Below are 25,123 nucleotides of genomic sequence, written 5' to 3' on the forward strand. Positions count from 1 at the left end.
AGAGATTGACGACCGTCTCCTGTTCCGCCATCCGTGGCGCATGTCCGCGCAATCCGAGACCGCGTCCGCCGAGCTGCTCCGGCACCCGCCACTGCTGCTGTTCGTGGCCTCGCGCAGCTTCTCCGAATTCGCCTACCAGATCGCCACCGTTGCGATCGGCTGGCAGGTCTACGCGCTGACCGGCAGCGCCGTCTATCTCGGCCTCGTCGGGCTGGTGCAGTTCATCCCGAACGCGTTGTTGGTCTTCATCGCAGGCCACGCCGCCGACCGCTACGATCGCCGCCGCGTCGTTCAGGCCTGCCAGATCATCCAGGGGGCTGGCGGCCGCCTATCTCGGCTGGCGCAGCTTTGCCGGCGATCTGACGGTGCCGGAAATCTTCTCGGTGCTGATCGCGTTCGGTGTCGCCGGGGCATTCGGGGACCCGGCCGCCTCGGCGCTGCTGCCGGCCGTGGCGCCGGAGGGCCAGCTGCAGCGCACCACCGCGCTGTCGACCGGCGCTTGGCAGGTCGCGATCGTCACGGGTCCGGCGATCGGCGGCCTCACCTACGCGATCTCGCCGGCCGTCCCCTACGCCGTGATGGCGACGTTCTGGCTGCTCGCGGCCATCTGCTGTGGCGCGATCCGGCTGGAACGGCCGGCGGCCGAGCCGGATCCGCCGTCGCTCGGGCAATTGTTCGCCGGCGTCAAATTCGTTCGCGGCAATCCGGCGATCCTCGGCACCATCTCGCTCGATCTGTTCGCGGTGCTGCTGGGCGGCGCCAGTGCTCTGCTGCCGATTTATGCGCGCGACATTTTGCAAGCCGGCCCCTGGGCGCTCGGCGTGATGCGCGCCGCGCCCGCGGTCGGCGCGCTCGTGATGACGGCCGTGCTGACGCGGCATCCGATCGCGCAGCGGGTGGGATTGCGCATGTTCCAGGCGGTGATCGCCTTCGGGCTGGCAATCTGCGTATTCGCGCTGTCGCGGCAGATCTGGCTGTCGACACTGGCGCTCGCCGCGATGGGCGCCGCCGACACGATCAGCGTCGTGATCCGCGTCTCGCTGGTGCAGCTTGCAACCCCGGACGAGATGCGCGGCCGCGTCGGCGCCGTGAACTATCTGTTCGTCAACGCCTCCAACCAGCTCGGCGAGTTCGAGAGCGGCATCACCGCCGCGCTGTTCGGTGCGGTGCCCGCCGCCCTGATCGGCGGCCTCGGCACGGTCGCGGTGGCGCTGCTCTGGATGAAATTGTTCCCCTCGCTGCACAAGGTCGAGCGGCTGGAGTGAACCGGCGCCCGGATACCGCTGCTGTCAACGCAGCGGCATAGGAGCCATACCCGGCGCGGCAACGCATGCGCTTGCGGGCCGCGCCGCGCTCGCCCTAATGTTTGCCTCGCCCGTCCAACGAGGCGCGGCCGAGTCAACGATACAACGACAAGCCATAACGACAAGACATAGGGAAGAGACGGGCCATGGCTCAGGAGAGCACCGCGCGCAAGATTGCGCGCCCTGCCGAAACCGGTTCATTTGATGCCGTGGTAATCGGCGCGGGGTTTGCCGGCATGTACATGCTGCATCGGTTGCGCGGGCTCGGCTTCACGGCCCGGGTGTTCGAGGCCGGCGGCGGCGTCGGCGGCACCTGGTACTGGAATCGCTATCCCGGCGCGCGCTGCGACGTCGAGAGCCTGCAATACTCCTTCTCATTCTCCGAGGAGCTCGACCAGGACTGGAGCTGGTCGGAGAAGTATTCTCCGCAGCCCGAAATTCTCGCCTACGCCAACCACGTCGCCGACCGCTTCGACCTGCGCAGCCAGATCGTGTTCGACACCCGCGTCACCGCGGCGACCTTCGACGAGACGGCCGGCAGCTGGCTGATCGAGACCGACCGCGGCGACAGGGTCACCGCGAAATTCTGCATCATGGCGGTGGGCTGCCTGTCGGCGCCGAACCGTCCGGCCTTCACCGGGATGGAGGATTTCCGCGGGCCGATCTATCACACCGGCGAATGGCCGCATGAGGGCGTCGACTTCACCGGCTTGCGCGTCGGCGTCATCGGCACCGGCTCGTCCGCAATCCAGTCGATCCCGATCATCGCGCAGCAGGCGTCCGAGCTCACGGTGTTCCAGCGCACCGCGACCTGGTCGGTGCCGGCGTGGAACGAGCGGCTGTCGGCGGAGTATCTGAAGGAGGCCAAGGCGCATTATCCGGAGCTGCGTGCCAAAGCCCGCGCGCGCCCGACCGGCTTCTATTTTCAGTTCAATGCCCAGCCGGCTTTGCAGGCGAGCGAGCAGGAACGCGAGCGGCTCTATGAGGAAGCCTGGCAGCGCGGCGGCCTGCCCTTCCTCGGCGCGTTCGGCGACCTCCTGTTCGAGCAGGCCGCCAACGACACCATCGCCGATTTCGCGCGGGAGAAGATCCGCGGCATCGTCAAGGATCCCGCAACAGCCGAGCTGCTGTGTCCGCAAAACGTGTTCGGCTGCAAGCGGCTCTGCGTCGATACCAATTATTTCGAGACCTACAATCTGCCGCATGTGAAGCTGGTCGACGTGTCGAAGACGCCGATCCAACACATCACGGGCGATGCCATCGTGGTCGACGGCACCGAGTACAGGTGTGATGCGATCGTCTCCGCGACCGGCTTTGCCGCGATGACCGGCTCGTTCGACAAGATCGCGATCACCGGCCGCGGCGGGCAGACGCTCGCCGAGAAATGGCGCGCCGGCCCGCGCGCCTATCTCGGCCTCGCCTCGGAAGGCTTTCCGAACCTGTTCATGATCACCGGACCCGGCAGCCCGTCGGTGCTCGCGAGCATGATCCAGGCGATCGAGCAGCATGTCGACTGGCTGGCGGATTGCATCAGTCATATGCGCGACATCGGCGCCGGCACGATCGAGGCGGTGCGCGACGACGAGGACGCCTGGGTCGCCCATGTCAACGACGTCTCCACGGTTTCGCTGCGCTCGACCTGCAGCTCCTGGTATGTCGGCGCCAACATCCCGGGCCGTCCCCGCGTGTTCATGCCCTATATCGGCGGCTTCCCGATCTATGTGCAGAAATGCAATGAGGTGATGAATTCGGGCTATGACGGCTTCGTGCTGCAGGGCGGCCGCAACGGCAATTCGCCGCCGCAGGTGCGCTTCACCGAGCGCTGGCAGGTGCCGCTCGACATCGAGGTGATCTCGCCGGCCGCGGTCGCCGCCAGGCGCGTTCCCATGGTCTGAGCAGCAGTGGTATCCCCACCGGGATCGCGCATGATAGTGTCGTCCCGGCCCGCGCTGCGCATCGCGGGCCGCACGGGGGACGATGGCCGACACGGCACTGCAGGGATTGGTCGAGCGGATCGGCGCACATCACGTGGTGCGCCGGCTTGCGATCGAGGCCGCGCACGAGAAGCAGCTGTTCGGCCAAGGCACATTGGTGTTCAATGTCGAGAACTGGAATCTGGCGCCGCGGATCGTCACGACCGCGCTTAGGGCGGCCGGACTCTACGGCCGCGCGCGGCACAACGCCGACCGGGTCGAGGTACGACGCAATCTGGTGACGTCGGCACGCCTGCCTGCAGCGTTTGACGGCTTCACCATCCTTCAGCTCAGCGATCTCCACGCCGACATCAGCGCCGGCGCGATGCAGCATCTCACGGATATCGTGCACACCATCGCCTGCGACATCTGCGTCCTGACCGGCGACTATCGCGGCAAGACGTTTGGCTCGTTCGAGAAAAGCCTCGCGCTGATGAGGGATCTCTGCGCGCGGATCAAGCTGCCGCGCTATGGCATCCTCGGCAATCATGACAGCATCCGCATGACGCCGGCGCTGGAGGCGATGGGCATCAGGATGTTGTTCAACGAGCAGGAGCCGATCACGCACGACGGCGCGACGATCCATCTCGCCGGGATCGATGACGCGCATTTCTATCGCACCGACGACATTCCGAAGGCCGCAGCGGCGATCCCGCGCGCTGCGTTCTCGATCCTGCTGGCGCATACGCCGGAATCCTATCGCGCGGCGGCGGCGGCCGGCTTCGACCTGATGCTGAGCGGCCATACCCATGGCGGCCAGCTCTGCCTGCCCGGCGGCATCGCGATCAAGCTGGAGGCGCGGCTGCCGCGCCGCATGGGCAGAGGCGCCTGGCGCTTCCAGACGCTTGCCGGATACACATCGGCCGGTGCCGGCACCAGCCTGGCGCCGGTGCGGCTGAACTGCCCGGCCGAGATCACGGTGCACACGCTGCGCCGCCTCGGCGATTGACGCCGCAGACCGCAGCGCCACCATCAAGGCTTCTTCGCGCCCGCGCTTTGTTCGTTCACCTTGCAAACGATCAGGAGCGTATAGCCGCGCGCGTCCTTTGCGATCTCGGAGGTCTCCCGCTTTGACGCATCATGCCATTCGGCGATCTGGTACTGCACCGCGCTGTTGTCGAGGAAATCGCGCAACGCGCCGGTCTTGATCGCGAAATTGATGTTCTCCGGGATGCTTCCCGTGGCCCGCGCGACCCTGACCGCGTCGAGCTTCGCGGCCACGACGCCGACCACACCGCCGCCGAGATCGAACAGCGGCCCGCCGCTGTTGCCGGGCTGCACCGCGGCGCTGATCTGCAGGAAACGGGTGTCGTTGAGGATGCCGCTCAGCGAAGAGACGATGCCCGTGGTCACGGTGAAATCTGATGTCAGCAGCCCGTGATAGGGGTAACCGATCGCCACGACGCCGTTGCCGACCGGAATGGCATTCTGCCTGATCTTGGCAACGTCCTTGAACGGCGATGGCGCCTGCAGCAGCGCGAGATCGTTGGTTTCATCGCTCGACACCAGCCGCAGCTTGACTGGCGCCTCGCCACTGAGATTGCCCGTGACCTCGCTGCAGCCGTCGATGACATGATGGTTGGTGACGACATGGCCGGTGCTGCTGACCACGAAACCGGTGCCGGTCCCGCCCCTGGCCTGTTTCTGTGGCGGGTTCGGTGCAGACTGCGCCGGTGCAGCCTGCGGGGCCGCCACCGGCTTCGCCGCGACCGCGAATTCCCCGGCACTGGCGACGCCGTTCTTCTTCACCGACATGACGCAGTTGAGCAGCGCCGGCAGCAATTGTCCGGTCTGATTCAGGTTGAACTGAAACAATTGTCCCTGCGCGAATGCCGTCATCTGGCGCGCCTTGCGGAACTGATTGATCAGGTTGGAGTTCACCGGCATCTCGACATTCACGAGCGTGGTGCCGAGCGGCATGCCGTAGACATTGAACGCCGGCTGGCCGTCAAAGGTCAGCGCAAGCGGAAAGGCCTCGCCCGGCGTCAGACGCCAGCTCTCATGGGCAAAGCCCAACCGCCAGCTGCCATTTTCGGCGATCGCCACCATGAAGAAGATGCCGCTCTGGTAGGTCGACCCCGCCGAGCAATGCGTGAACGCGCCGCTCTTGTCGTCCGTGAAGGCGCCGCCCTTCCAGTTGCCGACCGTGATCGAGCCGTAGGGGCCGCGGGCGCTCGACGGAGCTGCAGACACAAGCAGGCAAGCGGCCGCAACGACCGCCCAGATCACAACTCTCATGATGCGCACTCCCCAGCCACAACCCCATCATAGGAGGCGGAGAAATTCATCCGCAAGTGGTGCGCGGCTTGGTCTTTGGTCCTGCGGCCACGCAATACCGCCGCGGATGAGGCGTTCGCCACACCCTCAGGTTACAGGGCGACATGTTCCTATTTTGTTCCTAAGATGTCAACCCGGACATGATCCAGCGCTGCCAGACCGGATGCTATTGCGGCTCCCGAACCGAGGGCTGCGCCGGCGGATCCGGATCGCTGAACCAGTACCAGGATGCGAGGGCATGCACGCCGACGCCGATCAGGAAGATGCCGGCATAGAGCTCGACCTCGCTGTTCAGCGCCAGCAAGTGGGTGCGCGGCATGTAGCCATGGTTCTGGTAGACCCAGAACCAATGTCCCACGGCGACGATGCCAATGCCGAGCGCGGCGATGGCTCGGCCGGCCGCATTCATCATCCTCACGCGAAGGTCTCCCGACTCGCCCGGCACGATGAAAATACCGGGCGAAGCTGACGCGGACCTGACGCGGCAACGGAGGGGGCTTGCAGCCCGGATGGAGCCAACGGGTCGCGCGAACGCGCGCCCGATGACAGGCTCCGCGAAATCCGGGACGGTATTTCCGCAGAGGGTGCTGTCTTCTCCTTCCCCCTGAAAGGGGTTATTTGCACTTCCTACGCTTCCATACCGTTCCACTGATCTTCCATTAAGCCATTGTTCTTGCTGAACTACTTCCCTTTGGGCTATGCTGGCGTCCATACGCTTCCACACCCGTGGCCGGGACACATCCGGGACACTGACACAGGACCCTGCCCCCCAAAATGGCTCGCCGTATCCGCTCCAGCATACTCGAAACCCGTTCCGCACGCGCGAAGTTGGCGCAGCAACGCAAGCCGTACTTCGTCGCCGTCGCGCCCGGCATCGCGCTTGGCTACCGCCGCAATGCCGGACCCGGCGCGTGGAACGTCCGCGCCGCTGACGGCAAGGGCGGCAACTGGATCAAGGGCTTTGCCGTCGCCGACGATCACGAGGACAGCGACGGCGCGAACGTCCTCGACTTCTGGCAGGCAGCCGACAAGGCGAAGCAACTTGCGCGGGGGCAGGATGCCGACGCGGGTCGTCCCTCGACCGTCGACGAAGCCCTGACCGACTATGCCGCCGACCTTTCCGTGCGCGGCGCAAACGCGGGCAACGCGACCTATCCGCGCCACCATTTGACGCCCGCGCTTTTGAGCAAGCCGGTCAGCATGCTGACGGTCAAAGAGCTTCGGAACTGGCGCAATGCGCTGCTTACCGATGGCGTTAAGGCCAGCACCATCAACCGCATGTGCAAGGCGCTGAAGGCCGCGCTCAACCTCGCTGCCTCGCACGACGACCGCATCACCAACGCCAAGGCGTGGACGACCGGGCTTGCCGCGATCCCAGAGGACGACGACACCGGAAGCAACATCGTGCTGAGCGACGATCAGCGCCGCGATGTCGTCAGCATCGCCTATGACGAGGCCATCACCGCGCCCTATGGCATCGATGCCAAGACCTTCGGCGTGTACGTCGAAGTCCATGCCGCGACCGGCGCGCGCTCCGGCCAGATCGCCCTGCTCGATGTCGGCGACCTGCACGCTGGCAAAGAACCGAAGCTGATGATGCCGAGTTCGCTGAAGGGCAAGAACCGCAAGACGCGGACCCGAAAGCCGATCCCGATCGCGCCAAGTCTGGCGAAGCGGTTGAAGGCTCTCGCAGCGGGACGCGATGCCAACGAGCCGCTGCTGCTGATGAATTCGAACGGCGACCGCTGGAGTTCGGCGGATCATCGCCTGCTGTTCGCCGCTGCCGCTCAGGCCGCACGCCTGCCGGACGGTGCAACGATCTATTGCTTGCGGCATACCGCGATCACGCGCGCGCTGCTCGCTGGCGTCCCGGTCAGGCTGGTCGCGTCGAGCTTCGACACATCGGTCGCCATGATCGAGAAGACCTACTCGAAGCACATCGCCCATCACGGCGACGAGCAGATGCGCCGGGCGGTGTTCGACATCGACGCGCCTGTGGCTGGCAACGTCGTTCCGATGCTACGATGAGCGAGGATGCGCAGGGCGGCGGCGTAAGTCGTCCCCGACCGCCAGCGAGGGTTGTGCTAGAGACGAGGGACCGAACGACCCGACTTTCCGGTTCCCGAATTTAAGAAGCGCCTGTTAGCATGCCGTAAAACCGGCTGAGCGACGGCGTCCGTCGAACGCAACTCGAAGTTGATGCTTAACAAGAACTGCTTTATCTCTTTTCCGTTGCTGCGTTGCTGGGGAAAAGTGGGTACTTGAGAGGTCGCCCAGAGAGTGGAGCGACACCATGGCTACCCGCAACAACGTCACTCCCGGCGCGTTCCTGTTCTCGACAACAGCGGTCGCGCCGACAAACGCCAGCGTGACGGCATTCTGCGATCAATGCTGGCGTGATCTGGATGTTGTCGAACGCGAGGCAGCAAGGGCGCTTCGATCCATCATCGCGAACGGCAAATGGCTGGACCCGCGATGAAGCCGGTCACGAACGCCGAACCCGCCGATTATCGAGGCAAGCGCTACGATCACACTCTGCGGATGATCAGAGCGCGCGACATCCTGCTGGAGATGGCCGCAGGGTACTTTCCTTCCGACAGTAATCGCGAGACTGCGAGGAAGCTTCTCGACGCGCTCAAGGTGTACCGCAATGGTCGATGGGACAGAGACCGCGCTGCGCCTTGCCCGCCACAATATGCAGGCTACAGGTTACTGTTTTGGGCGCTACTTACGCTGCACGATCACATTCCGTGCGACCGGATGGTCAGAGCGGCGGCGGCTCGCGCGCGCCAGTGATCTTTCGATTATTCGTTGCCCACGCGCTGTGTTTCGCTTCGGTCATCGACATCGATGGAGGTGACCCCATGGCGAAACAGCAGGACAAGGATTGGCGGCAAAGCGTGATCGAGATGTCGCCGCGAATGGAGGCGACCACAGAACAAGCAACAGGCGGCTTCACACCGGCAACAGCGGCGGACTTTGGGCCGGTCACCTTTCACGGCGACCGAACGCCGTACGATCCGGCAGTGCTGCTCGATGGTCGTCCGCTGGACAAATGGACATGGATCGACCAGCGCCACGCCGATTTGTTTTCGCAGATACCAACCTTTGAACAGGAGCAAGAGGTACGGCTCGAAACACTCGGCTACAAAAATCGCATCGGTGATCTGACCCGGCATCAGAGCGAAGGCGGCTTCGGCTTGCCGCAGGATGCGCCGCAGGTCCGCGCCGAACGCAAGAAACTGGAGCGCGCCGAAAAAGAACTCGCGCGAGTGACCGAGTTGAAGGAAACCCGCACGGTCAGATCGACTGCTACCGGACAACTGCGTCAATCCGTCAACGATTGGGTTTTGCGCGGAATTCCCACCGATTGTGTGCTCGACGTGGTTTCGGATGCACCGGTTGCCGAGTTGCTGAAGAAAAACGAAACTCTAAGCGACGGAGTCGAGCGGTACAGATTGCGGCAGAGGGAGTGTGATGCCGATGCTCACAGGGTGCGCTCGCAGCAGTGGCCGGTTTCGGTGGGCGAAGCCGATGCGGTCGATCTGATCGCGAGACGTGGGGACGCTGGCAGGCCCAACCTCGAAAACGCAATCGAACATGGGCAACCGATCAGCTTTGCGACGACACGGTTGTCGGGGTTGGTTCACAATGTCGATGCGCGCGGAGCCATCGCATTCATCGAGAGCGAAGACGCTATCGGGTTGATTTGTTGGTTGTTCGGCCCGGAGCTTTTGAAAAAAATCAGCGGCGGTTTCCGTGAGATTGCGGACGGCGATGCCCTCGACGAGCGGCAGCGCGCGGAAATGCTTGCGACCATCAGCGCAGACAGGCTGGCTGCGGAGAGAGCCGAGTGCAGCTTGATTTGGGCCGCTGCCGAGCGCGGCGAAATTCTTGATTTCAGGGCCGACACGACGCCGATGTGCGCGATCGGGGTGGCTCTTCGCACCGTACCGCGTGCAGAGCCATCAGGCACCAGCTACGGCCACGCGTGGGACCTCGCTGGAGGGCGACAGCGATGACACCGATCGTGCAGCCGGGGCGCCGCCTGCCAGCCCGGCAATCTAACGTGTCAGAGCGGCCACCTCGCTGGCGCAGGGTGTGCCGCCCGACTATGAAGGTCCGCCTATGCAAATGACCTCATCACGGCTTCGAATACCATAGGCCAACCGCATCGCGCCGCTAGTACGGACGGTACCCGCCGCAAACGTAGTTGCCGTAGGCGTCGTAGCAGTTGCCGCGGTAGGCCCCAGCCGCGGCTGCTCCGACCGCAGCGGCGCCCACCGCTGCCGCACCGACACCGTAGCCGCGATAGCCGTAGCCGCGATAGGCCCCACCACGATAGCCGTAGCGCCCGCCGCGCACTGCGACAGCGCCGCCCCGAGCCCCTCGAACTGCTACAGCGCCGCCGCGGTAGCCTCCGCCACCGGCCCGATAGCCGCCCCCTCCGCGACCGCGAGCATCGGCGTCGTCGGGCGTGAAGGTGACTAGCAGCATGGCCGCAGCTGCCGAAGCGATGAGAATTCGACGCAACATCAGCGTACTCCTTCGGGAGAGAGATGACGCCGCAGGCACCTGCGCATCGCGCCGGACCGCGGGTCTGTCCGAAGCCTCGCGCGCGGGAGCTTCACGCCCTTGACTTGGATCAAACAAACCTCGCGTTCATCTACGTGAACGGGATTGTTCCGTCACTCGCTCCATCGCGGGCAGCGGTCACCAGTCATAAGCCGTTGCGCGTGAAGCGGCAGATTGCGCGCGCCGTCCCGGCGCACCATCAGCCCGTAACCATCGTACTTGATTTCGTGGCCCACAGCGGGCCGCGCCACCTTCGACGGCAGGCACGGTTCGACGAAGCCGGAGGGACGCCGCCGCTGGATCATGGGTGGGAGGATAGAGCGGGAGCCGGGCCGCGCCCATCCCCGCCTGATTTGCTGTGGTTACCTCTGTGGATAGCCCGCAATAGCCGTCCCGGCCTCCCCATCACTACCCTGCATTGTGCCATCGTTGGGGCACCTGATTTGCAACCGAGAGAGAGACCAATAAATGCCTGAACAACCCATTGATCCGAAGCGCCTGAAGACCGTGCGCGACAACGTCATTCGCTACGTCTACGAACACGGCGCGGGTCAGTACGCATGGGGAGTGAAGAGAGACCAAGTTAAATCGGCGCTTGGGATCACCGAGCATGATCTGCGGCAGGCTTATATGGTGATGCGTGAGCAGGGCTTCACGCCGGACTATGGGCCGATCGACGTCATTGGATTGAACCAGCGAGGGCAGGAAGAGGCTGTGCGCCTTGGGACGGCAACCGCCATGCACGAACCGGCGACGCCCTCACAGATAATCATCGACGCTCACTACTGCGTGTTCTGCACCGAGGACATTGAGAGCGCAAAGGCGTTTCGAGACCGGTTCGCTACCGGGGAAAGCACCTACCAAGTAGAGGTTGAAGACACCGTAAACACGCACGCTGGCAACTACGACGCGTTGACCGACGCCCATCAAGGTGCCTTCGTCGATACGAGCGTAGCTACCGCGAAGTCATACTGGACCGGCGCGCCGACGGGCATCAGGGAAATTCTTGTGGGCGGCACCGTCAAGGTCTCCATCAAAATCGAATAGGTTGCGTCATCCTGTTGCCCACGCGCGCCGCTTTGCGCTGACACTCAGGTTTTCCTGAGGATGAGTGTTCCCGACATCGGGAAGATCACCGCCCGTCGTCGTGCCACGGCATCGTCGGCATTGACTGCACCCGCCGCTGCATGACGCGCGGTCGTCGTGGGCATCGGTGATTTCACCGGAGACGCGCCCTAATATTGGCGAAACCTCTAGAACTGTTCTAGCCTCTCCTACACACGGCATGTAGGTGAGGAATATGTCCTTTACCCGATGGCCGCTGCGGTTGATTGGCTAGACGCCTACCGCGCTGGCGATATTGAAGCTGTCCTTGGCATGTATGCCGATGATGCAGTGATCTACTGTGAATGCGGGGGTACGAAAACCCTGACTGGCCGAGCAGCGCTTCGCGCCTATTGGGTTGATCGCCTCAAGAGTTCGCCAGCATTCGAGCTGGATGACCTCCAGCTAAGCCGAAACGAACCCGTGATTTCGTATTTCACGAGCAGCGGCCTCGTCAAAGCGGTTCTTGTGTTTAACGCTGCCGGACAAATTAGGGCGCTTAGCTGCGGACCCGTTAAGTGAGGCGGCCCCTTATAGAGAATGGCCCCAGCAACTTGGGGCCTTGTGTAGGGGGTCAGGCAATTGCTGGGGCCATCTACCCGCCCGCTTGGAGCGGACGGCCCAGATGGTCAGATGAAGAAAGCAAATGCAGTCAGGGCGACCGTGCAAATTCCCAGCGCGACAGGACCAGCACGGAAAGTGCGATTGAGATGCAACCGGCGCTGGCCAGCAGCACCGGCCGGTCAGTGTTTCGCGTTGATACAGATCAATTGTCAGCCGCTCATTGGGCGCAAAGTGCACAGGCGCAACGTGCGCCTTTTTGAGGTGATGAGCCGCCAAACGAGACGGTGATGAGGATATTATGACCCATGTTCTAATCGTCATGAGCTGGCTCGGGGCTGTCAATGGCGCCGCGATATCGACACAGGAATTTACGAGCGCAGAGCGTTGCGAAGCAGCCCGGCAGGCAGTGATCGACTACGCCAAGGCCCGTGGCCTTGACGAGACGCTTAGGCCCATCTGCATGCAAAAGTGACACTGGATAGATAGGTTGGCCGATGTCTGCCATGGGTCAAAAGGCGAAATTCCGGGCCGACCAGCGCACGTCTGCTTTGGCCCCAAAAACGGACACCCCCTTCGTTGATGGTTTGCACCGTGTTGCGTGGTGACGTGATGCGCGACGGCTGTGTCTTGGATCGTGACGCCCTCCTGCTATCGTCTCCGGGCTCGCACGAGCATGGTCACGACCACTGCTGCCACAACAAAAAGAACGACGATGGCGAGTGCTTCAAACGACCCCATAGCGGCGATCCTCCGTCAGGCCAGCCATCTTCCCTAACGTTAACTCATCAGAAGGACGGTCCCGTGCGGCAAATCGCATCGGAGGCCACTACTGCGCGCTTCAGTCTCCATGGACCCGCCACTAAATTTTGGGTCCTTCTGTGAGCGTAGGTAACCGCCGGGAACGCGCCATCGGGCTTATCGAGGATATTAGGTACCAGAAAATCCGTGGTTACAGTTACAGGGGCGAATGTCTATCGACCACCAAGCCAATACCGGATCACACGACCGCCAAGCCAAATGATGACGCCCCACGCACTGATCAACAATCCTAAGGGATCGTAGTTCGGCCGAGCGAAGAAGAGCCAGACGACGATCCCACCAGCGATCACGATCACGGCGATCCATGAGGCAATCCAGTACAACAGGTTTCCAAGACGCGATGCCATCAGCGGATACCTTGGGTCGCTCCAGATTTTTTCCGGGAAGGACCTCAGAATGGAGCTGCTCGACGTGCCGATGACGTACCCCCAAACTAAGTTACTGTGAAGGCCGCGAGATAATGCCGGGACCGCGCTACCGGACTTACTGAGGATATCTGGTGCGAGAAAATCCGTGGTTGCGCATCACAGCCCGGTCCCGCGATCGGCGTCGTCCGGCCCGAAGGGCAATGCCCTCAGCAGCGCGGCGATGTCGCGATCCGAGATTGCGAAGCGCGCCGGATCGACCGGAGCCGCGAGCGGCGCGGTCCTGACACGCCGCCGAAGCCAACGGCGAAGCTCGGTCCCGCCGAGCCGCAATGCCGCCCGCAGGAACATCTCGGCAAACCGCTGGCGCTGGAGATCATCCAGCCTCGACCAGCTTTCCAGAGTTATCGCAGCCAGATCGATGCGCCGCATTCGCGTTCCCTTTCGAACGGATCGGCCAAACGAAACACGAAAAACGAAAACTGCAAATATGCTGAAAGCGTGCCGTCGCGCGGACCCCCCGGTTTATGACATGCCCCAAGGGACCCAAAAATCAAGCAGGGTGGTGGCGCGGCTGTTGGCCTGATCGTTGACGACCGGCGGCTCTGGTGAAAGGGCGGATGAGCCAGCCGCTTGGTTCTTTCATTGGTCTGCCAGCGCCTTGTAGGCCAGTTCGCACTTAGGGCATACAAGCGTGCACAAATCGGGACCAGCAAAGCTGCGCTCGACGCCGACCAGCATCATGCGAATGTCGCACTTGGGGCATCGAGATCGCTCGATCATGCGAGGGGAATGACATTCCGGCATGTGATGCGCTCCCCATGGGGCAGGCGGGAGCGCAACACTCTCAGTCACCGATAACAGCCGAAGGCAGGGCGGTGATGATGATAATCCCACACCCGCAATACGCCCGGAAGCCGACGAAAAAGTGCGATCTCGGACACACTTGCCGCGCCCATGGCTTTTTTTGCAGTGTCACGCGGGCTGATCTCTACGGGCGGCAAGCCATCGACATACATAGCGAAATAAACTCGCCATCGCTTACATCGAGAAGCCTATTCACTGTTCTAGGCACATAAATTTCAATAGGTCGCAATTCGTTCTTGATCCAAATCAACGAGCGGAACGGCAACGGCTCCAGCGTTCACAGCATGAAATGGGACGCAATAACGATAGCCGGTTGCGCCACAATCGCACTTTCCGTGCTGGTCCTAATTTGATGTAGTCGGGCGCTCCCTGCAAGAGAGGAAAAGTGAACAATTTTGCTCAGACGAGAGCCGAGCCGTGTGCTGATTTAGCAAGCACCAGAGGCTTGCTCTATGCCAGAGATTTTCTTTTACATCGGCATTGTCGTGCTGGGAATTTGCCCGCTCGCCCTTGCTGCATTTGTTTTGTTCATGTGACTACCTAGCCCGCCCGCACCAAACGGGCTGGTAGATGGCCCCAGCAACCGCCTGCCCCTACACAGGCCCCCAAGGTTGCTGGGGCCATTCTCTATAAGGGGCCGCCTCACTTAACGGGTCCGCAGCTAAGCGCCCTAATTTGTCCGGCAGCGTTAAACACAAGAACCGCTTTGACGAGGCCGCTGCTCGTGAAATACGAAATCACGGGTTCGTTTCGGCTTAGCTGGAGGTCATCCAGCTCGAATGCTGGCGAACTCTTGAGGCGATCAACCCAATAGGCGCGAAGCGCTGCTCGGCCAGTCAGGGTTTTCGTACCCCCGCATTCACAGTAGATCACTGCATCATCGGCATACATGCCAAGGACAGCTTCAATATCGCCAGCGCGGTAGGCGTCTAGCCAATCAACCGCAGCGGCCATCGGGTCAAAGGACATATTTCCTCACCTACATGCCGTGTCGTAGGTGACGGTTAGAACGTTTCTGGGGGGCGCCGATACTGGGAAAAACACTGCCCGCGCGCCCCCGAAGTGAACGTCTCAATCCGTTCTCGGGACTACTTCTTCTCGTCCTTCGGGGCCTGCCTAAACCGCGCCACCATCGTCAGCCGCGCGAGACAGGCCCTCCCTTGATCTAGGTCAACGTCAGCGATCCTTTGGCACTCAGGCTGTGTTCAAACAGCACGAGAGGGAGGTCCGCCATGCATCCGCGTCTTTCGATCAAGTCAGCGACTGTTGCCGGGATTGCTGCTAGCGCCCTGTTGGGGCTTGCAGGCGTCACCCTCAATCCAGCGCCAGCCAAGGCGGTCGTGTACTGCCAGTACACCGAGTATCCGGCTGGCTGCGTTGCCCGGGCAGGCGTCGTGCTGAGGCCTCGTCCGGTGGCGCGCGCTGCGGTCCGTCATAACGCCGGTGGCAACATGAATGGTGGCGTCAATCGCGTTGGGGCGCGGCGGTAAGAGCTTGTTCGCGGTCACGAGCGAAGGAGAAGCCGTCACCGCTTCGTCCCGGTGATGGCTTTTTATCGTCCCGGCGCGGAGGACAGGCGACCGATACTGGGTGGCGGCATCGCGGTATGAAGCACACGTGGTATGTCACTTTTGAAGTTCCGACAGATGGCACGCTGTCAAGGCGGCGACATCCGCGCTTAACCAAGACGTTCGCAACAGAGGCAGAGGCTAAGGATTTTGCGCGAGCCAAATTCAACGACGGATTGATCGTTACTGCGGGGACCCTCCTCCCGCACCTGCCAAGAGTATCAATCCCATCGGTGGAAATTCCAGCGTGGCTTGAACCGCGCGGCCAAGTTGATCCAGATCAATAACTAGGCTCTCGACCTTAAGTGACATGCTCCGACAGGGCAGCAAACCGGGAGCCTGAAAATGAATGAACGTTCGGAGCCGAAACAAGTTTGTCGTCGCAGCGCACTCGCTTTCCTTGGACACGCGGCTGCATTTGGGCTTGTCGCTTCTTCTGCGGTGCTGACCGTCTCGCAGGCTGAAGCCCAAACCACCACGACGCCCACCGCGCCAACGACACCGCCCACGGATGCCGCGAGGTCTGGCACGGAGCGGCGACAGGAACGGCGAAGCGGGCGAGCGGAACGACGACAAGAACGACGCACGGGACGCGCAGAGCGGCGTCAGGAGCGGCGCACAGGACGCGCCGAGCGACGAGACACCCGCGACGGCACCATAACCACCGAGCAAAAAAAGTAATCGGTCCAACTACGGCAACCGCGCCGCCTCAGTGCGGACCGCAGGAAGGCCATACAGACCCCCGCCAGCGCCGGGCTATAGGACCACCGGCCAAGCCTCGTCAGCTCACCACGGGCCACGCTGTGAGCCTGCGGCGGGCCTTAAAATCTCGCCGGGACACTGACAGGACACGATCAAAGCCTCAAATTTACAATGCATTGATATCGTGGCAGTTTTTCCGCTAAGACTTGCCAAATCTGTTGCCCTGAAAGGGGGAAGGTCGGGATGGGGGTCAGCCGCAGGCGACGCTGCAAGCGGAGAAAGCAGATCCCCACCCGCTTTGCTCTGGCGAGCAAAGCGACCTCCCCTTTTCAAGGGGAGGTTTGGAGCAGCATAGCCGCCTCAGCCGTTCCGGAACGCGTAGGCGTAGCCGTTGAGCGCCGGTGCGCCGCCGAGATGGGCGTAGAGCACCTTCGATCCGGCCGGGAAGAAGCCCTTCTGCACCAGATCGATCATGCCCTGCATCGATTTCCCCTCATAGACGGGGTCGGTGATCATGCCTTCGAGCCGCGCGCTGAGGCGGATCGCCTCCTTCGTCTCTTCCGACGGCACGCCATAGGCGGGATAGGCGTAATCCTCGATCAGCACGACATCGTCCTCGACGATATCGCGGCCGAGCTCGATAAGCTTCGCGGTGTTCTGCGCGATCGACAGCACCTGCGCCTTGGTCTGCGCGGGCGTGAACGAACCGTCGATGCCGATCACGTTGCGCGCGCGCCCATCGGCGGCGAAGCCGACCAGCATGCCGGCATGGGTCGAGCCGGTCACCGTGCAGACGACGATGTAATCGAACTTGACGCCGAGCTGGCGCTCCTGCGCACGCACCTCTTCAGCAAAGCCGACATAACCGAGCCCGCCATATTTGTGCACGGAAGCGCCGGCCGGAATGGCGTAGGGCTTGCCGCCCGCGGCCTTCACCTCCTCGAGCGCCTGCTCCCAGCTCTTGCGGATGCCGATGTCGAAACCTTCGTCGACCAGGCGCACATCGGCGCCCATCACGCGCGAGAGCAGGATGTTGCCGACACGGTCGTAAACCGCGTCCTCGTGCGGCACCCAGCTTTCTTGCACCAGCCGGCACTTCATGCCGATCTTGGCCGCGACGGCGGCAACCATGCGGGTGTGGTTGGACTGCACGCCGCCGATCGAGACAAGCGTGTCGGCGTTGGAGGCGATCGCGTCGGGGATGATGTATTCGAGCTTGCGCAGCTTGTTGCCGCCGAAGGCGAGCCCGGAATTGCAATCCTCGCGCTTGCCATAGAGCTCGACCTTGCCGCCGAGATGCTTTGACAGCCGATCGAGCTTCTCGATGGCGGTCGGTCCGAAGGTGAGCGGATAGCGCGCGAACTTCTCCAGCATACTGGCATCCTCTTTGGTGGTCTGGAACGGCGGCGACACCTATCACCCCAGGCGCGAAAGGTGTTCTCTAACTCAGCCCTCGCAGCTACTGATGATTGCTGATTCTGGCGCAGATGCTATGTTTTCTTTCATAACCAGCCCAACAGTGAGAGATTCTTCCATGTCCGCCCGGCTCGATCGCATTGACCTCAAGATGTTGAGATTGCTGCAGAAGAACGGCCGGCTCAGCAATGCCGATCTGGCCGATCAGGTCGGCGTCAGCCCCGCCACCTGCCATCGCCGGACGCAAGCGCTGTTCGACGAGGGCTATGTCAGCGGCGTCCGCGCCATGGTGGCGCCGCGCAAGCTCGGCAAGGGCACGCTGGTGATGGTCGGCGTCGTGCTCGACCGCTCGACGCCGGAGAGCTTTGCGAGCTTCGAGCAGGCGGTGGCGAAGCTCAAATGCGTGCTCGACTGCCACCTCGTCGCCGGCGATTTCGACTACTTCCTCAAGATCCGCGCCGGCGACGTCGACGACTTCAAGCGCATCCATGGCGACCAGCTGATCGCACTGCCCGGCGTACGGCAGACCCGTACCTTCTTCGTGATGAAGGAGGTGGTGGACAATGCGGCGCTGGAGTTTTGAGCCGCTAAAGCGCGATGAGATTGGGTTGAATCGTCATCGCGCTTTAGCTCGTTGTTTGAGCATGATCTCCGCGCAAATGCGTTCCGCGTTTGTCGCGAGGGAAAACCACTTCGCACTTTTCCGGATCATGCTTTAGCTCCGCTCGGCAACTTACTTCGATGCCTTGGCGATCTTGTGCCCGAGATGGCCGGTCTGATGATCTCTGCGGAGTTGGCTCAGCGACGTCTCATTCAGTGCGGCCAGGACATCGCTCAGCTTCTCGGTTTCGGGATAACCCGCCGCGAAACCCGGCCCGTAAACCTTGCGCAGGGTGCGCAGCAGCGTGTCGCCGTGCTTGCCGCTGATTTCGCCGTCCTTGTTGGGATGCCGATTGTCGAGACCTGGCTTGCTCATGCTGCTCTCCCTTGCGCTTTTTGCTGGCAGCATCTGCCTGCGGAGACCAAATGGCAATTGAGGCCGCAAAAACGACCGGGGAACCCCTTCCAACGCCCTCATACAGCCTTCGTCGAAGGCGAGTATTCGGTGGCTATTTGCGGCGTATTCGGTCAATGTGACTTACGTGCTCCTGCGGACTCCGGAGAGGCCTGACGCGGCAATCGTAGCAGCAAGTTGCGTCGATACGGGAAGCCACAGCTCCATTGCGTCACAGCCCAGTCCTGCGTTAGAGCGTTTTCGAGCGAAGTGGACACCGGTTCGCGTGAAGAAAACGCGTCAAAACAAAAAGCTGGAGCTTCGGTTCTGATTTGATCAGAGCCGAAAATGCTCTAGAGCACCCCCTACACTGCAGAGGTGGACAGATGTCATATGCCTACAAGCTGAATGAAGACGTTCACCACCGGGCCCAGGGGCCGCAAGGTCGTGCCGAGGCCGATCAGCCGGCGGTCTACACCATCGTTCAACGCATGCCGATTGAAGCAGACGGGCGGCTTCGATACCGCATCAGGAGCAAAGCAGGCAACATCGAGCGCGTGGTGACGGAAGAGCAGCTGTCGTACTCTCAATAGGCAATGCGCAGCCGTCGAAAATCGGCGCAGGTCGACGGCTTCAAGCGCCTCCATGGCAACCGGTTGAGCGCGCCGTCCGGCGTGCGGCAGACCCGCTCCTTCTTCGTTATGAAGGAGGTGGTGGACCATGCGGCACCGGAGTTTTGAGCCTGACTGATCAATGCCGCAGAGTGGCGGTGAGCTCGGTCGGCCGGGCGGCCCGGGGGGGAGTAATCCTCTCATTCGACTTGATGGGCAGCGCAAATCGGCGCAGTCTCACCCGGAATCCCCTCAGGCTGCAGGGGCGCGCGCGGACGCGCGGGGACATCCGCGGATGACGATCATGAACGTCACGGCGATCAGACTGGTGATACCGTTGCTGGCACTTGCCGCCGGCGGCACGGCGGCGCTCGTCTACGGCATCCACCAAACCCAGCAAATCCTCGGCGTGAGCACGCCTTTGATGGCGACGGCGCCATCCGCGCCGGCGGTTCCCGCGCAAGACGAGGACAAGACGCCGCTGGCAAAGGCGCAAACCGAGACCGCGGCGCTCGCCAACGCGCTGGCAGGGCCGCCGCCAGCACCGGGCGGCGATGCGGTGCCGGAGTTCGACGTTGTCAGCATCGAGCCGACCGGCGAGACCGTTGTCGCCGGCAGGGCAGCGCCGGGCGCGACGGTGGAATTGCTGCGCAATGGCGAGGTGCACGATCGCATCGTGGCTGATGCATCCGGCCAGTTCGTCATGGTGCCGCGCCCGCTTCCGCCGGGAAACTATGACCTGACCCTGCGCATCACGCGTGACGGCAAGCAGGTGACTTCCAAGCAGAGCGTGGCCGTGGCGCTCGAGGCTGCGGCAAGGGAGCGGCCGATGGTGGCGCTGATGGCGCCGGACAAACCGATCCGGGTGCTGTCGCAACCTGCGGCCGCGGCGCCTGCGGCCGGAAAGGTGGCTGTCGAGGCCGTCGAGACCGAGCCGGGCGGCAAGCTCCATGTCAGCGGTCGGGCAGCTCCCGGCGCGACCGTCAGGCTCTATCTCAACGACAGCTTGATCACATCCGCCACGGCCGACGAGGCGGGGCACCTCTCGGTCACCATCAACAAGGGCGTAGCGGCCGGCGATTATCGGGTCCGGCTTGACGACGTCGATCCCGGCTCCGGCAAGGTCCGCGCGCGCGCCGAGGTGCCGTTCAACGTTCCCGATGCGACGTCGACCGCGTCGATCCCGGCGCCTGCAGCGTCGTCCGGCCGCGCGGATGTGGCCACACCGCAGCTCGCGGCGGCGACAACCACCGCGGCAGTGAGCTCGCCCTCCGCCGTGATCGTGCCGAAGATCACGACAACGACCGTGGCCCGCGGTGACAGTCTGTGGCGGATCAGCCAGCGCGCACTCGGCGCCGGACAGCGCTACGCGGTGATCTATCGGGCCAACCAGCAGCAGATCCGCAATCCGAACTTGATCTATCCCGGCCAGGTTTTCGTCCTGCCGGCGCGGTGAGATCGGCATTCCGCCGGCGGTCATTTGCCCGGAGATTTCAGGAAGGCCACGATCCCGGCGCGATCCTCCGCCGAACGCACGCCGGTATACGGCTTCATGCCGTTGCCCGACACCACGGCTTCCGAATCCTCGATGAAGCGCAACAGCGTGCGCTCATCCCAGACGATGTCGGATGATTTCATCGCCTCCGAGTAGGGAAAATTCGCCACCGATCCGGCCTTGCGGCCGATGATGTTGTGCAGGTTCGGGCCGGCGCGGTTATCGCCGTCCTTCACCGTGTGGCAGGTGCGGCAGGAATTGTTGAACGCCTGCTCGCCGGACACGCCCGCATCCTGGCCATGGGACCGCCGCAGCGGCAGGAACGCCAGTGCGCAAAGCAGGACGATGAAAAATCTGGGCCGCATCGATCACTCCGTCGGCAATTGCGCAAGCTCGCAACACCGCGTCGCTTGTGCCATGCCGTCAACGCAGAGGCCGCATGAAAGGTCCTCGCGCGCCAAGCCCCTGCATCTGGCGCACGCCCAGCCGCCACACTAGATGTGCTGCCATGCAGCACCCCGCTCTCCAGAATTTCATTGCCAGCCATCAACGCCTGTTTGTCCTGACCGGAGCCGGCTGCAGCACCAATTCCGGGATTCCCGACTATCGCGACAGCGACGGCAACTGGAAGCGGACGCGGCCGGTCACCATCCAGGCATTTTTGGGCGAGGCGGCGACGCGGCAGCGCTATTGGGCGCGCAGCATGGTCGGCTGGCGGCGGTTCGGCCGCGCGATACCGAATGGTGCGCATCGCGCGCTGGCCAAGCTCGAGCAACAGGGCCGCTGCGAGCAGCTCGTGACCCAGAATGTCGATCGTTTGCACCAGGCCGCGGGCAGCCAGCGCGTGATCGACCTGCACGGCCGGCTCGATGTGGTCCGCTGCCTCGGCTGCTCTGCGACGATGCCGCGCGAACAATTTCAGGGCGAACTGGCGCGGCTGAACCCGGCCTGGCTCGCGCTCGATGCCACCGATGCACCCGACGGTGACGCCGACCTAGAACAGGATTTTTCATCGTTCGTGGTGCCGGCCTGCGAGGCCTGCGGCGGCGTGCTGAAGCCTGATGTGGTGTTCTTTGGCGAGAACGTGCCGGGCGACACGGTCGCTTCGGCGCAGACGCATCTCGAACAGGCCGACGCGCTGCTGATCGTTGGCTCCTCGCTGATGGTCTATTCCGGCTTCCGCTTCGTGCGGATGGCCGAGCAACGCGGGTTGCCGATTGCCGCCGTCAATCTCGGGCGCACCCGCGCCGACGACCTGCTCACGCTCAAGGTCGAGGACCAGTGCGAGACCGCGCTGTCGTTCCTGCTGTAGATCAGCGCTCGCTCGCCGGCGCTCTACGCCCGATGGCGCTGCGATTTGGCCATCGGCATGTTGGCGTTCCAATGCGTCCAGCTCACGCTGGCGAGGCTGCGCTGGTCCGTCGCCAGCGGGCGACGGGTGCGGCGCTCATACTCGGCGATGCAGCGGCCTGACTCGCCGATCTTGCGCTGCAATTCGTCGATCGTCATCTGCGTGGCGCGGCCGCAATTGGCCTTGCCGAGCTGATCGGCCTCGATCGCCTTCAACGCCGCGCGGAGCTTTTTGAGCTGCGCGCGCTGCCAGGCAATATGGCTGTCGCTGTCTGCCGTCATGAGGCCGCCACCATCTTTGATCGTTGCACGCCGTTGGGAACCTCGATGTCGACCTCGAGCATCGAGACGAACTTGCCGCGATCCATCCGGATCACGATCTTGTCGGGATCGAGATCGACATGTTTGGACACCACGCTCAGGATTTCCGAGCGGAGGGTCTCCAGAAGATCGGGCGCACCGCTCCGGCCACGCTCATGCGCGAGCAGGATTTGCAGCCGCTCCCGTGCCACGGGGGCGGACCCTGCACGGCCGCCAAAGAGCCGCATCAGGTTCATCACGCAGCCCTCCGTCGCAGCAGCCGGTCCATGAGCCCCTTTCGCTCGACCGGCACCTTCATTTCGATCTGCTCGCCCATCAGGCGCCGCACCGCGTCGCTATATGCGCGCGCCGGCGCGCTGCCGGCATTGTTCAGCGTCACCGGACAGCCGACATTGGAGGCGCGCAGCACGTCCTGGCTTTCCGGGACAATGCCGAGCAAGGGGGTCGCAAGGATTTCCAGGATATCGTCGATCGACAGCATCTCGCCGCGCGCGGCACGGCCGGCATCGTAGCGGGTGACCAGCAGATGCTTCTCGACCCGCTCGCCGCGTTCGGCGCGGGCCGTCTTGGAATCCAGCATGCCGATGATGCGGTCGGAGTCGCGCACCGACGACACTTCGGGATTGGTGACGATGATGGCCTCGTCGGCGTAGCGCATCGCGAGCGTCGCGCCACGTTCGATGCCGGCCGGGCTGTCGCACAGGATCCAGTCGAACTTGGTCTTGAGGTCGGCGATGACGCGCTTGACGCCCTCTTCCGTCAGGGCGTCCTTGTCGCGGGTCTGCGACGCCGGCAACAGCCAGAGGTTCTCCAGCCGCTTGTCGCGGATCAGGGCCTGCGGCAGTTTCGCAACCCCTTGCACCACGTTGATGAGGTCGAATACGACCCGGCGCTCCGCGCCCATCACCAAATCGAGGTTACGCAGGCCGACGTCGAAGTCGATGACGACGACGTTCTGGCCCATTTGCGCGAGCGCCGCGCCAAGCGCGGCGGTGGAGGTCGTCTTGCCGACTCCTCCCTTCCCAGACGTCACGACCAAAACCTTGGCCATTTCTCTCTCTCCTTGTGGTCGGTCAGTTCAAAGCGGTGATGCGCAGCATTTCGCCCTCGAGCCACGCCTGGGCGGGCCGGTTGCGCAAGCTGTCAGAGATTTCTTCCGCGGTCTGGTAATAGCCGTCGATGGCGAGCAGCTCGGCCTCTATCCTCTGGCAGAAGATTCGAGCCGCCGAATTTCCGTTGATTCCCGCCATCGCGCGGCCGCGCAGCGTGCCGTAGACATGGATCGAGCCGCCGGCGACAACCTCGGCGCCGGAACCGACCGAACCGAGCACGGTGACGTCGCCCTCGGCAAACACGATCGACTGGCCGGAGCGGACCGGGCTCTCCAGCAGCAGCGACGGCAATTTGCTCTTGTCCTTGTCCTTGTTTTTTTCCTGCACCTGCGGCGTCTTCGGTTCGACATGGGTGATCGCGCAGGCCCGGCCGCCGGTCAGAAGCGGCGGCATGTTGGCGGCGAGCTTTGATTCGTCGACACCCTCGATGCCGAGGATGCGGATGTTGCGTTCCCCCAGGCTGCCGACCAGATGCGCGATCGCGGCCTGGCTGAGATCGACGGCCGACAGATCGAGCACGATGGGCTTGCCGGTGAAGAAGCCCGGCGATTTCGCCAGTGTCGCATCAATCTCGGCAAGCCAGGACACGACCGGCACGACGGGCGAGAAAACGAACGCAACATAGGAACGGCCGCGCATGCGGACCTGCTGACGTGCGACCTGTTGAGTTGCGTCCATCGACCCTGACTCGGCTGTCTTTTCGAATGGTTAACAATCGGCCCGCATGGTTAATCAATGGTTAACGAAGCTGGGTGTTTTCACGGATTTGGTTGGGAGGGGCTGACGGGAGGAACCCCCGCGAACGGACCATGACCGGCAACGCCGCGAACGGCCAGCTCTAGCCACTCTCCTCGCAACAGCCGACGGAGGCGGCAGCTCAGTTGCGTGGCGCTATTGGTTTGCCCCGCGCGGCTGCTGCGACATTTGCCGCAGGAAGTCGGCGGTGTCCTTGGTCAGGCCATAGCCTTGCACCTGATTCGGCCTGACGGCAGTTGATGGCGCGGACACTGAAGCCGGAGGGGCCGGCGGGGATGACAGGGCCTGGCTTGCGTGCTGCTGCGGAAACAGCACCAAGACGACGACCAGCCCAACCACCGCGAGAGCGAATATGGCGATGGCCCCGATCACCATTGGATCCGCCTTACGCGGCTCGGCGGCAGCGACGGGGGCCGTTAGCGACGGATCAGGCTGGACCGCGGCTTGCACCGATTCGACGGCGGGAGCGGTAGCAGCCGCAGCGGGCTCCTTGCCCGGCATCGTGCCGGCAACGACCAGCAACACAAAATTTGCAACCCCGACCACCAGTCCGACCGGATTCATCAACGCCATGAACTGATCCGGCGGAAGCTTGTTCGTGATCGCGTAGGCCGCGACCAGGATCGGGATCACCAGCATCGTGCCGAGCATGAATGTCGGACCGATCCAGCCCGGCCACCCGATATCCTTGAACCGCCCTCCAACCACTGCCGCGAGCGCGATGATCACGACCGTATCGATCCCGCCCAACCCACCATTGCTGCCCTTGATGAGGATAAAGCCCAACGCGAGATGCGCGAGCGCCAATGGGACGGCATACAACCAGAAGGTCGGCTGGTCGGTTCGCTCGGGTAATTTCATCGCCCGCCCCAGATGTCGAGCCGGTTCGGCCACTCACGTTTGCAACCTGTAGGAGACGGGACGAAGCGGGTCAACGCGTCGCTGGATGC

At 63.2% G+C, this 25,123-nt stretch carries 27 protein-coding genes and 2 pseudogenes; 15 read left to right on the plus strand and 14 right to left on the minus strand.

The genetic code is table 11. From position 1 onward, the window contains the following. Nucleotides 1-40 precede the first annotated feature (40 nt). The 3 genes and pseudogenes from HAP54_RS10365 (at nucleotide 41) to HAP54_RS10375 (ending at nucleotide 4,226) form a co-directional block, all read left to right on the plus strand. Nucleotides 41-1,265 (plus strand): annotated as a pseudogene (locus HAP54_RS10365) (MFS transporter). A 185-nt stretch (nucleotides 1,266-1,450) separates the two neighbouring features. Next, nucleotides 1,451-3,199, plus strand: a complete 1,749-nt coding sequence (locus HAP54_RS10370) for a flavin-containing monooxygenase (RefSeq protein ID WP_166299769.1) — start codon at nucleotides 1,451-1,453, stop codon at nucleotides 3,197-3,199. An 82-nt stretch (nucleotides 3,200-3,281) separates the two neighbouring features. Next, the gene (locus tag HAP54_RS10375) at nucleotides 3,282-4,226 is read left to right on the plus strand and encodes a metallophosphoesterase (RefSeq protein ID WP_166299771.1); all 945 of its coding nucleotides are present in this window, start codon (nucleotides 3,282-3,284) and stop codon (nucleotides 4,224-4,226) included. Nucleotides 4,227-4,249: 23 nt separating this feature from the next. Here the strand turns inward: HAP54_RS10375 and HAP54_RS10380 are convergent, their stop codons facing one another. Next, nucleotides 4,250-5,515 (minus strand): S1C family serine protease, encoded by a 1,266-nt coding sequence (locus HAP54_RS10380; RefSeq protein ID WP_166299773.1) that lies wholly within the window; start codon nucleotides 5,513-5,515, stop codon nucleotides 4,250-4,252. Nucleotides 5,516-5,720: 205 nt separating this feature from the next. After that, nucleotides 5,721-5,966: a hypothetical protein gene (locus tag HAP54_RS10385; protein WP_224741950.1), complete on the minus strand. Its 246-nt coding sequence runs from the start codon at nucleotides 5,964-5,966 to the stop codon at nucleotides 5,721-5,723. A 362-nt stretch (nucleotides 5,967-6,328) separates the two neighbouring features. Here HAP54_RS10385 and HAP54_RS10390 point away from each other — a divergent pair, with 362 nt between their 5' ends. The 4 genes from HAP54_RS10390 to HAP54_RS10405 all read left to right on the plus strand — a co-directional run bounded on the left by HAP54_RS10390 (nucleotide 6,329) and on the right by HAP54_RS10405 (nucleotide 9,576). Continuing rightward, nucleotides 6,329-7,582, plus strand: a complete 1,254-nt coding sequence (locus HAP54_RS10390; RefSeq protein ID WP_166299774.1) for a tyrosine-type recombinase/integrase — start codon at nucleotides 6,329-6,331, stop codon at nucleotides 7,580-7,582. A gap of 265 nt (nucleotides 7,583-7,847) precedes the next feature. Further along, nucleotides 7,848-8,033 carry a hypothetical protein gene (locus HAP54_RS10395; RefSeq protein WP_166299776.1) on the plus strand — a complete coding sequence of 62 codons (186 nt, stop codon included), beginning with the start codon at nucleotides 7,848-7,850 and terminating at the stop codon, nucleotides 8,031-8,033. Further along, a complete protein-coding gene (locus HAP54_RS10400; RefSeq protein ID WP_166299778.1) occupies nucleotides 8,030-8,350 on the plus strand; it encodes a hypothetical protein in 321 nt (106 codons plus the stop codon). The genes HAP54_RS10395 and HAP54_RS10400 overlap by 4 nt, the downstream gene beginning before the upstream one ends. Before the next feature lie 68 nt (nucleotides 8,351-8,418). Beyond that, nucleotides 8,419-9,576: a hypothetical protein gene (locus HAP54_RS10405; protein ID WP_166299780.1), complete on the plus strand. Its 1,158-nt coding sequence runs from the start codon at nucleotides 8,419-8,421 to the stop codon at nucleotides 9,574-9,576. Nucleotides 9,577-9,736: 160 nt separating this feature from the next. Here the strand turns inward: HAP54_RS10405 and HAP54_RS10410 are convergent, their stop codons facing one another. Continuing rightward, on the minus strand, nucleotides 9,737-10,090 hold the full coding sequence (locus HAP54_RS10410; RefSeq protein WP_166299782.1) for a hypothetical protein: 354 nt from the start codon (nucleotides 10,088-10,090) through the stop codon (nucleotides 9,737-9,739). 507 nt (nucleotides 10,091-10,597) lie between these two features. Here HAP54_RS10410 and HAP54_RS10415 point away from each other — a divergent pair. Further along, the gene (locus HAP54_RS10415) at nucleotides 10,598-11,176 is read left to right on the plus strand and encodes a hypothetical protein (RefSeq protein WP_166299784.1); all 579 of its coding nucleotides are present in this window, start codon (nucleotides 10,598-10,600) and stop codon (nucleotides 11,174-11,176) included. Between the two features lie 267 nt (nucleotides 11,177-11,443). Beyond that, complete coding sequence (locus HAP54_RS10420; RefSeq protein ID WP_166299786.1) at nucleotides 11,444-11,755, plus strand: nuclear transport factor 2 family protein; 312 nt, start codon at nucleotides 11,444-11,446, stop codon at nucleotides 11,753-11,755. A 1,013-nt stretch (nucleotides 11,756-12,768) separates the two neighbouring features. Here the strand turns inward: HAP54_RS10420 and HAP54_RS10425 are convergent. From HAP54_RS10425 to HAP54_RS10435, 3 genes are all read right to left on the minus strand, one after another. Further along, on the minus strand, nucleotides 12,769-12,963 hold the full coding sequence (locus tag HAP54_RS10425) for a hypothetical protein (RefSeq protein ID WP_166299788.1): 195 nt from the start codon (nucleotides 12,961-12,963) through the stop codon (nucleotides 12,769-12,771). Nucleotides 12,964-13,140: 177 nt separating this feature from the next. After that, complete coding sequence (locus HAP54_RS10430; protein WP_166299790.1) at nucleotides 13,141-13,413, minus strand: hypothetical protein; 273 nt, start codon at nucleotides 13,411-13,413, stop codon at nucleotides 13,141-13,143. Nucleotides 13,414-14,490: 1,077 nt separating this feature from the next. Then, nucleotides 14,491-14,817: a nuclear transport factor 2 family protein gene (locus tag HAP54_RS10435; protein ID WP_166299792.1), complete on the minus strand. Its 327-nt coding sequence runs from the start codon at nucleotides 14,815-14,817 to the stop codon at nucleotides 14,491-14,493. Between the two features lie 263 nt (nucleotides 14,818-15,080). On the opposite strand from HAP54_RS10435, the gene HAP54_RS10440 reads away from it, so the two are divergent. After that, nucleotides 15,081-15,338, plus strand: coding sequence for a hypothetical protein (locus tag HAP54_RS10440; RefSeq protein ID WP_166299794.1), 258 nt, complete (start codon nucleotides 15,081-15,083; stop codon nucleotides 15,336-15,338). A gap of 1,140 nt (nucleotides 15,339-16,478) precedes the next feature. Here the strand turns inward: HAP54_RS10440 and HAP54_RS10445 are convergent. Then, nucleotides 16,479-17,492, minus strand: coding sequence for a 1-aminocyclopropane-1-carboxylate deaminase (locus HAP54_RS10445; protein ID WP_166307667.1), 1,014 nt, complete (start codon nucleotides 17,490-17,492; stop codon nucleotides 16,479-16,481). Nucleotides 17,493-17,652: 160 nt separating this feature from the next. Between HAP54_RS10445 and HAP54_RS10450 the strand changes: the two genes are divergently transcribed. Further along, a complete protein-coding gene (locus tag HAP54_RS10450; protein WP_166299798.1) occupies nucleotides 17,653-18,117 on the plus strand; it encodes an Lrp/AsnC family transcriptional regulator in 465 nt (154 codons plus the stop codon). 150 nt (nucleotides 18,118-18,267) lie between these two features. Here HAP54_RS10450 and HAP54_RS10455 read toward each other — a convergent pair whose 3' ends face one another. Further along, on the minus strand, nucleotides 18,268-18,510 hold the full coding sequence (locus HAP54_RS10455; RefSeq protein WP_166213408.1) for a hypothetical protein: 243 nt from the start codon (nucleotides 18,508-18,510) through the stop codon (nucleotides 18,268-18,270). Nucleotides 18,511-18,914: 404 nt separating this feature from the next. Here HAP54_RS10455 and HAP54_RS10460 point away from each other — a divergent pair, with 404 nt between their 5' ends. The 3 genes and pseudogenes from HAP54_RS10460 (at nucleotide 18,915) to HAP54_RS10470 (ending at nucleotide 20,595) form a co-directional block, all read left to right on the plus strand. Beyond that, on the plus strand, nucleotides 18,915-19,121 hold the full coding sequence (locus HAP54_RS10460; protein WP_029080494.1) for a hypothetical protein: 207 nt from the start codon (nucleotides 18,915-18,917) through the stop codon (nucleotides 19,119-19,121). Between the two features lie 39 nt (nucleotides 19,122-19,160). Beyond that, a pseudogene (locus HAP54_RS10465) lies at nucleotides 19,161-19,268 on the plus strand (AsnC family transcriptional regulator); the annotation flags it as partial. 166 nt (nucleotides 19,269-19,434) lie between these two features. Beyond that, nucleotides 19,435-20,595, plus strand: coding sequence for a LysM peptidoglycan-binding domain-containing protein (locus tag HAP54_RS10470; RefSeq protein WP_166299800.1), 1,161 nt, complete (start codon nucleotides 19,435-19,437; stop codon nucleotides 20,593-20,595). 20 nt (nucleotides 20,596-20,615) lie between these two features. Here the strand turns inward: HAP54_RS10470 and HAP54_RS10475 are convergent, their stop codons facing one another. After that, nucleotides 20,616-20,999, minus strand: coding sequence for a c-type cytochrome (locus HAP54_RS10475; protein ID WP_166299802.1), 384 nt, complete (start codon nucleotides 20,997-20,999; stop codon nucleotides 20,616-20,618). Nucleotides 21,000-21,073: 74 nt separating this feature from the next. Between HAP54_RS10475 and HAP54_RS10480 the strand changes: the two genes are divergently transcribed. Then, nucleotides 21,074-21,946, plus strand: a complete 873-nt coding sequence (locus HAP54_RS10480) for an NAD-dependent protein deacetylase (RefSeq protein WP_166299804.1) — start codon at nucleotides 21,074-21,076, stop codon at nucleotides 21,944-21,946. Between the two features lie 23 nt (nucleotides 21,947-21,969). On the opposite strand, the gene HAP54_RS10485 is transcribed toward HAP54_RS10480, so the two are convergent. The 5 genes from HAP54_RS10485 to HAP54_RS10505 form a co-directional block, all read right to left on the minus strand. Then, nucleotides 21,970-22,266 (minus strand): hypothetical protein, encoded by a 297-nt coding sequence (locus tag HAP54_RS10485; RefSeq protein WP_166213405.1) that lies wholly within the window; start codon nucleotides 22,264-22,266, stop codon nucleotides 21,970-21,972. Beyond that, nucleotides 22,263-22,541: a cell division topological specificity factor MinE gene (minE, locus tag HAP54_RS10490; protein WP_029080499.1), complete on the minus strand. Its 279-nt coding sequence runs from the start codon at nucleotides 22,539-22,541 to the stop codon at nucleotides 22,263-22,265. The genes HAP54_RS10485 and minE overlap by 4 nt, the downstream gene beginning before the upstream one ends. Beyond that, nucleotides 22,541-23,356, minus strand: coding sequence for a septum site-determining protein MinD (gene minD, locus HAP54_RS10495; RefSeq protein ID WP_029080500.1), 816 nt, complete (start codon nucleotides 23,354-23,356; stop codon nucleotides 22,541-22,543). Before minD ends, minE begins: the two co-directional genes overlap by 1 nt. A 22-nt stretch (nucleotides 23,357-23,378) precedes the next feature. Further along, the gene (gene minC, locus HAP54_RS10500; RefSeq protein ID WP_166299806.1) at nucleotides 23,379-24,095 is read right to left on the minus strand and encodes a septum site-determining protein MinC; all 717 of its coding nucleotides are present in this window, start codon (nucleotides 24,093-24,095) and stop codon (nucleotides 23,379-23,381) included. A gap of 213 nt (nucleotides 24,096-24,308) precedes the next feature. Beyond that, nucleotides 24,309-25,034: a hypothetical protein gene (locus HAP54_RS10505; RefSeq protein WP_166299808.1), complete on the minus strand. Its 726-nt coding sequence runs from the start codon at nucleotides 25,032-25,034 to the stop codon at nucleotides 24,309-24,311. Between the last annotated feature and the right edge of the window lie 89 nt (nucleotides 25,035-25,123).

It is taken from the genome of Bradyrhizobium sp. 2S1 (assembly GCF_011516625.5).
Lineage (GTDB): Bacteria > Pseudomonadota > Alphaproteobacteria > Rhizobiales > Xanthobacteraceae > Bradyrhizobium > Bradyrhizobium septentrionale.